We start from the raw sequence: 6,632 nt of genomic DNA, 5'->3' as shown, positions 1-6,632 counted from the left end.
CGCCGGGCCTTCGTGCCTATGTGAGGCTGCCATGGCTGCGGATCGGCCGCGGAGCCCGTCATGACGATCTTGATCTTGCCGGAAGCATCGTCGTCGCTGTGCCAATTTGGCCGCAAGCTGACGATCTTCTGGTACAGCGCGACGCAGATGCGTCGGCTCATACAGACCACCATCGCCTTGCCGTCCATGGCGGCTACACGGTTCTCAAAGTGCTCCACGAGATCGGCGGCGACCATTGCAATACGCCTTTTCGAGCCGACGAGTGCTTCGATCGTGGCCCATTTTCGCCTGATCTTCTCCTGTTCGGTAGCAACTTCGTCTTCCGTCAGCTCGTCGATTTCCGCATCAACCTTTGGCTTCTCAGCATCAGGCAGCTCGATTCGCGCAAGACGGCTTTCGTAGTAGATTGGAACAGTTGCGCCGTCTTCGACAGCGCGACTAATGTCATAAATATCGATGTACTCACCGAACACCGCAGGCGTGTTTACATCATCCTTCTCAATTGGCGTTCCGGTGAAGCCGATAAAGGAGGCATTGGGCAACGCGTCTCTCAGATACTTGGCAAACCCATACGCAATATCTCCTGTCTTCCGTTCTATTTTGGCGCGAAAGCCATACTGGCTGCGATGTGCCTCGTCGGCGATGACAACAATATTCCGACGATCAGAGAGCACCGGATAGGCGACTTCACCAGGAGCGGGCGAAAACTTCTKGATGGTGGTGAAGATGACACCGCCGGATGCGCGACTCAATGCCCTCTGAAGGTCTTCTCGACTTTCTGCCTGCTGAGGCGTCTGCCGGATTAGGTCCCGGCACATCGAGAACGTGCCGAATAACTGGTCGTCGAGGTCGTTGCGATCGGTGATGACAACAATCGTTGGATTTTGGAGTGCCGAATGTCGTACAAGCTGGCCAGCGTAGAAGGCCATCAACAAGCTCTTCCCCGACCCCTGCGTGTGCCAGATGACACCCACCTTGCGGTCGCCCTGCGGCGACGCCGCCTCAACCGTCTTAGCCACTGCGTGTCGCACAGCGTGAAACTGGTGATAGCCGGCGATGATCTTGGCTAGGCCCATACCGGTTTCACCGAAGACAGTGAAATCGCGCAACAGATCAAGAAGCCGCCTGCGATCAAAAACGCCCTCGAGCAGGGTGTCGAGTTCCGGTTTCCCCTTGGCTGCGATCTCTGTCCCGTCCGTTGTGCGCCAAGGCATGAAGCGTTCTTGGTCCGCGGTCAGCGAACCAATGCGGGCGGTGAGTCCGTCCGACGTGACAAGGACAGCATTGGTATGGAACAGCGAGGGAATCTGCGCTTTGTAGGTTTGCAGTTGGTTGTGAGCCCCCGCCAAGGTTGCGTTCTCTCCCCCCGGCGCCTTAAGTTCGATGACACCTATCGGTAGACCGTTGACGAAGACAACGACATCAGGGCGTCTATTGAAGCCAGCTTGGATGACAGTGAACTGGCTCGTCACGAGCCAGTCATTGGCCCCAAGATCGTCAAAGTCAATCAGGCGAACCTTGTCGCCGCGGATTGTTCCGTCCTCGCCATGAAACTCCACATCAACACCCTCAACCATCAGCCTATGGAGACGGCGGTTTTCCTCAGCAAGCGAGGGGCGCTCTGTTGCCAGCAATTTGCGCAACGCATCCTGACGAGCTTCCTCAGGGATCGCCACATTGAGCTTGGTGATAGCGGCGCTGAGACGCTTCGTCAGCAAGACATCGGCATAGGCTTCGCGCTCCGGAGTCTTGCCGTCAGGCCCAATCTCTGCGTCCGAGGAAATGCTGTAACCGAGGAGACTGAGATGATCCAGCACAAGTCTTTCCAGAGCGGCTTCAGAGAGGAAGGCCATTAGCCAGCCTCCACAGCGTTCTGCGCAGTGGCTTGGGCCTCAATGCACGCGTTCAACACGGACTTGTATGCTTCACGGTCAACACCAAAGAGGAGACGCGATAGTTCGATAGCGAGCGGTACTTCGTCGCCGTTCGGCAGCCTCACAACTGCCTGTAAGCCGCCCTCTTCGTCTGTATCCAGTCGTAGGACAGCAAATGCATCAATGGTCGCGTTCGATTTTTCGAACCGCTCGTAGGGCTCAAACGTGCGGACGGGGTCGGGCTCGCGCTCTAGATATGCCTCATGCAAGAACGTCACGAGCGCATCCGCTGCTAGAAGAGCCGATCGGCGATGATGCACGGACAGTTTGTGGCTGAGACCCTCTTTGCCATGACTGATCGGGCCGGCTAGATCACGAAACTTCCCGAGCGCCTCGGTGAGGTTGTAGTGCTGGGAGATAACCTTGCTGAAAGGGTCGTCACGTGCGCCAACAATCGAGAGGAGCCGGAAAGCTGCAGAGACCCAGTTGCTAAAGCTTGGGTTGGCGCCTCGAATAGGGCTGTCCGGCCAGCCAGTGATCGGGTTGACTGGATCGTCTAACTCTTGGATCAATAGGCGACAGGCGCATTCGACGAAGCCCTTAGCTGCATCGATGCAGGCATCGTTCTCTTCGGCGAACTCGCGCTCAAGCGTTTCGAAGGTCTGCTGAAGCATTGGTGCCTGGCGCCAATGCGTACGAAACGCCTTGATCCCCGGATACCAATCTGCAGTCATGTGATCTCTCCCACGCGTATTTCAGCAGCGCCCTCGCGCACCTCGCCGAACATCAATCGTGGGAGCAAATGATCGCGCGTAGCAGCGAGTGAACGTGTCTCCTTTTCGTTCGACACGATCCTCTCGAACACCGGCCGCACCAGAGAATCGAACGCGTTGTGTATGTCCGGCGTTCCCAATGTTACCGGGATCGGTCGAAAGTTGGCCTTGCTAATCTCCTGAAAGGTGGAACCGTTGGCCCTTTGATGGAACTGGTTCATACTCGCTTTCGCCCACTGCCAAACGAAGACGTTCGAGAGGCGCCGCTTGCAAACCATTGCGATGAAGCCCTGATTTACTGCGACGGGAATCTGCGAGATCGCCAAATAGCCGATGGGGGCTCGTGACGATAGGAGAACGGTCCCAGGCGGTAGCAATCCAGATCCAATTTGTGAGAGTCCAAAATCGGTGATCTTCCGCTCCGTGCTGAGAAGTACAGGCGTGCTGAGCGCCGACAAGTCTTTTGGGGTCGCCCAAGCGATCTCGCCGCCCCAGTATCTGGGTTCCTTCGTGCTGGGTGTTGATCCACCCACAACATCGACTTCATCGCCAATCGTGGATGTCGTCCAGCCCAGTGGCCTTGCATCCGTATCAAAGATCTCTGGGAATAATGACCAGACAGCCTCTTCGAGGTACGGCGCTCGATTCTCCACCTTCGCTCGCGTCGGACCGAAGTCGATAAACCAATCCTTGAATAGCGCTTGACAAGTAGCCGCCAACGCGTTGTTCACGGCTCTGTTCAGATCGATCTTCTCGTCGATCGCCTGAAGCAGATCTACCAATTCTAAGCGAGCTGGATCTGGCTCCGGGATCGGAAAGGCTAGAAAGTCTGCCCTCGGCAGCCCTAGATTGGTAGTTCCCGTAGAGTGTGCTCGACAATACTCGCGATACTGTGGTGTCCTCAACACCCAGTAAATCAGGAGTTGATGTGCGCCTTTATCTTTGAAGACAAGCTTGACGGTGTCTTGAGTTAGTCGGCCCTGAGCGATACTGCGCGGAACTCTCGCAATGGCTCCGAGGAGGTCGGCCGATTGAGTAACGTCCTTGAGAGAGACATAGATATCTCCCGCCTTTATCAGGATTCGAGGATCTGATTCTCCACCGTAAGTTTTCAGGTTCTCCGGCCTAAATCCACCATTCCTTGCAATTGAGCCTAGGCCAAGCAGTACGGGCCCCGACTTGCCGAGCAACGCACTTTGGTATGTGTTGCCGCGCTGCAGGTCGACGTAGTCCCCGAGAGTACGGCTAGACATTCTTGACCTCAGCCAGCTTTTGTCGGATCAGAGCGCTGAGTTTTTCAGATTCATCAAACAGACCTTCCAGCTCCGAACGCAAAGCTTCAAACTTTTCTGAAAACGGTTGATCCTCGTCTTCCGAATCAGCGGAGCCTACATACCTGCCGGGCGTAAGAACGTATCCGTGCTCTTCGATTTCGTCGAGATTGGCCGAATAGCAGAATCCAGGCACATTGACATATTTGCCGGCTGTCGCCTCACCGCGCCATGCATGGTAGGTCCGTGCAATGCAGTCTATGTCAGACTCGGACAACTCCTTGCGTGTGCGGTCCACCATGTGTCCGAGCTTTCGGGCATCGATGAAGAGCACCTCGCGACGTCGATCCCGGAGCTTGTCACTGCGTATAAGCCCGTTTGAACGGTCGCGAGCCAAGAACCACAAGCACACCGGAATCTGTGTCGAGTAGAACAGCTGGCCCGGCAATGCAACCATGCAGTCGACTACGCCGGCTGCATCGTTTGCGCCTTTGATAAGGGCTCGTCGGATGTCGCCTTCGCCATTCTGGGTGGACGACATCGATCCATTCGCTAGCACAACTCCCGCGGTTCCACTCGGTGCGAGATGATGCAGGATGTGCTGTAGCCAAGCGAAATTCGCATTGCCTGCAGGAGGCACGCCATACTTCCAGCGGCCATCTTCTTTTAGTCGCTCCCCGCCCCAATCCGAGATGTTGAAGGGCGGATTGGCGAGGACGTAGTCGGCTCGCAGGTCTCGCAATTCGTCCTTGTGGAAGCTGCCTTCGCTGTTCCACTTGATATCGGCGTCAATTCCGCGCACCGCGAGGTTCATCTTGCACAGGCGCCAAGTCGTGTAGTTCGATTCTTGACCGTAGATGGCGATGTCGCCGCGCTTGCCTTCGTGCTCTTCGACGAACTTCTCGGATTGGACAAACATGCCACCGGACCCGCAGCATGGGTCATAGACCCGCCCTTTGTAGGGCTCCAGCATCTCAACCATCACGCGCACGACAGAGCGCGGGGTATATAACTCGCCGCCGCGCTTGCCCTCCGAACCGGCGAATTGGCCAAGGAAGTACTCATAGACCCGTCCGAGCACATCCCTTGCCGCCTCCTTCTCTTTGCCAAGAGCAATGCCAGAGATCAGGTCGATCAGCTCGCCCAGCATCACCGCATTCAGCGACGGCCGGGCATAGTCCTTAGGGAGAACCCCTTTGAGGGTGTCGTTGCGCTTCTCGATAGCGAGCATTGCTTCGTCGATCAGCTTTCCGATCGAAGGAAGCCTTGCCTGTCCTTGCAGATGCGACCACCGGGCCTCTTTGGGAACCCAGAAGACATTTTCAGCCAGGTACTCGTCTGGGTCTTCGGCCCCGTCCGCGTATTCGGCCAGCAACGCGGCGCGCTTTGCTTCGAAGCTGTCGGAGATGTGCTTGAGGAAGATGAGCCCGAGCACGACATGTTTATAGTCAGACGGCTCCATGTTGCCGCGCAACTTGTCGGCGGTCTTAAACAGCTCGGCTTCAAAGCCGAGGTTGCCACCGGCCCCGTTCTTTGGTGACTTGTTCGCTGCAGTTGTCGTCATTGGTTTGTCTTTTGCCATTGTTTTCTCAGAGAGGCTCATGCCGCCGGGGCATAGTCATTGCCGCGCTTCCGTCCCGTGGTCAGCGTTGGTAGGTTCTTGATCGAGGCGCCCATCTTCTTTTCAGCAACCCGCAGGTCATAGGTGGCTTGCAGGTTCAACCAGAACTGTGGGCTGGTGCCGAAGAAGTGGCCTAGCCGCAGCGCTGTATCTCCCGTGATGGCCCGGTGACCCGTCACTATCTGGCTGATGCGGTTGCCTGGCACCTGCAAGCGGCGTCCCAACTCGGCCGCGCTAATGCCCAGTGCTTCAAGCTGCCCGGCGAGATGCTCGCCCGGATGAATTACTGTGCGCCCCATACTGCACCTTTTCTAGTGGTAGTCCTCGATCTCAACATTGGTGGGGCTTCGTGCCCGCTTTGGCAACTCGAAGCAGTCTCGACGCCGGTCATCAATGCGGACGCTGTACTGGTCCTTGCGGCCGCCTCTGAGTGCCTCTAGCCGATTTCCCGGCAGGTCGAGATCGAGCAGTGACTGTGGAGACATCGAGCTGCTCGCTCCGTAGCTCCGCCCTGCAGTCGAAGCCCGCGAGAGCCTTGACCCGGTTGGCCTCAGTGAATGTTCGCGTTCGCTTGTCCCGGTAGCCGACAATCAGCGTGCTCCAAGGTAAGCAATCATACGCGGTACGTCAAGCGTATTGCTTCCAGGGCGCGGCCGCCGCCGGTTGCCGGGCACTACGCGCCGCGAGCCCAGAGAGGCCTCTGCCAGTGGCCACGCCCTCTGAGGCGATCACCCCGGGGGTAAGCGGCGCCATGGGCCGGCGACCCAGCTCGAGTTCTCGCAAGCCGCCCAAGCAGAGGGGCTAAGGGCGCCGCCCCTGACGCGGCGCAGAGGTGAAGGTTGCACCTGGCGAACTAGGAATCCCCAACCTATCTGCGCTTCGCTCCGCGCAGGCCGGGTTAGCCCCTCTGCACTGGAGCATCTCGTGCCCTACCTGACCGCCGGCGCACGGTGAGCGTCTGGCCGTCCCATCTTGACGGCGGTCAGTTGCTCAAGTCTGCGGCGGAGTCCACCGATGAGGCAACAGCTCTTCGAGTCGGCTATTGGGCAGCATCGGCAGCCGCTCCAACACGTCACGCAAGTAGGCCCAGGGG

At 57.7% G+C, this 6,632-nt stretch carries 6 protein-coding genes; all 6 read right to left on the bottom strand.

The genetic code is table 11. The features are described from left to right. Positions 1-1,853, bottom strand: a 1,853-nt coding sequence (locus AC1DXV_RS29575) for a type I restriction endonuclease subunit R (protein ID WP_477937006.1), incomplete at its 3' end; no start/stop codon positions are given. Next, entirely contained in the window at positions 1,853-2,608 is a 756-nt protein-coding gene (locus AC1DXV_RS29570) for an abortive infection family protein (protein WP_477869010.1), read from the bottom strand. The genes AC1DXV_RS29570 and AC1DXV_RS29575, both read right to left, overlap by 1 nt. Continuing rightward, entirely contained in the window at positions 2,605-3,900 is a 1,296-nt protein-coding gene (locus AC1DXV_RS29565; RefSeq protein ID WP_477937004.1) for a restriction endonuclease subunit S, read from the bottom strand. Before AC1DXV_RS29565 ends, AC1DXV_RS29570 begins: the two co-directional genes overlap by 4 nt. Further along, positions 3,893-5,500 (bottom strand): class I SAM-dependent DNA methyltransferase, encoded by a 1,608-nt coding sequence (locus AC1DXV_RS29560; RefSeq protein ID WP_477937002.1) that lies wholly within the window; start codon positions 5,498-5,500, stop codon positions 3,893-3,895. Before AC1DXV_RS29560 ends, AC1DXV_RS29565 begins: the two co-directional genes overlap by 8 nt. 17 nt (positions 5,501-5,517) lie before the next feature. Then, on the bottom strand, positions 5,518-5,838 hold the full coding sequence (locus tag AC1DXV_RS29555) for a HigA family addiction module antitoxin (RefSeq protein ID WP_477871045.1): 321 nt from the start codon (positions 5,836-5,838) through the stop codon (positions 5,518-5,520). Positions 5,839-6,529: 691 nt separating this feature from the next. Next, a partial coding sequence (locus AC1DXV_RS29550; protein ID WP_477937008.1) for a transposase domain-containing protein occupies positions 6,530-6,632 on the bottom strand: 103 nt, incomplete at its 5' end.

This window comes from Rhizobacter sp. P3_C12 (assembly GCF_056402735.1).
The sequence above is the reverse complement of the archived record's forward strand: the minus strand, read 5'-3'. Positions and strand labels throughout refer to the sequence as shown.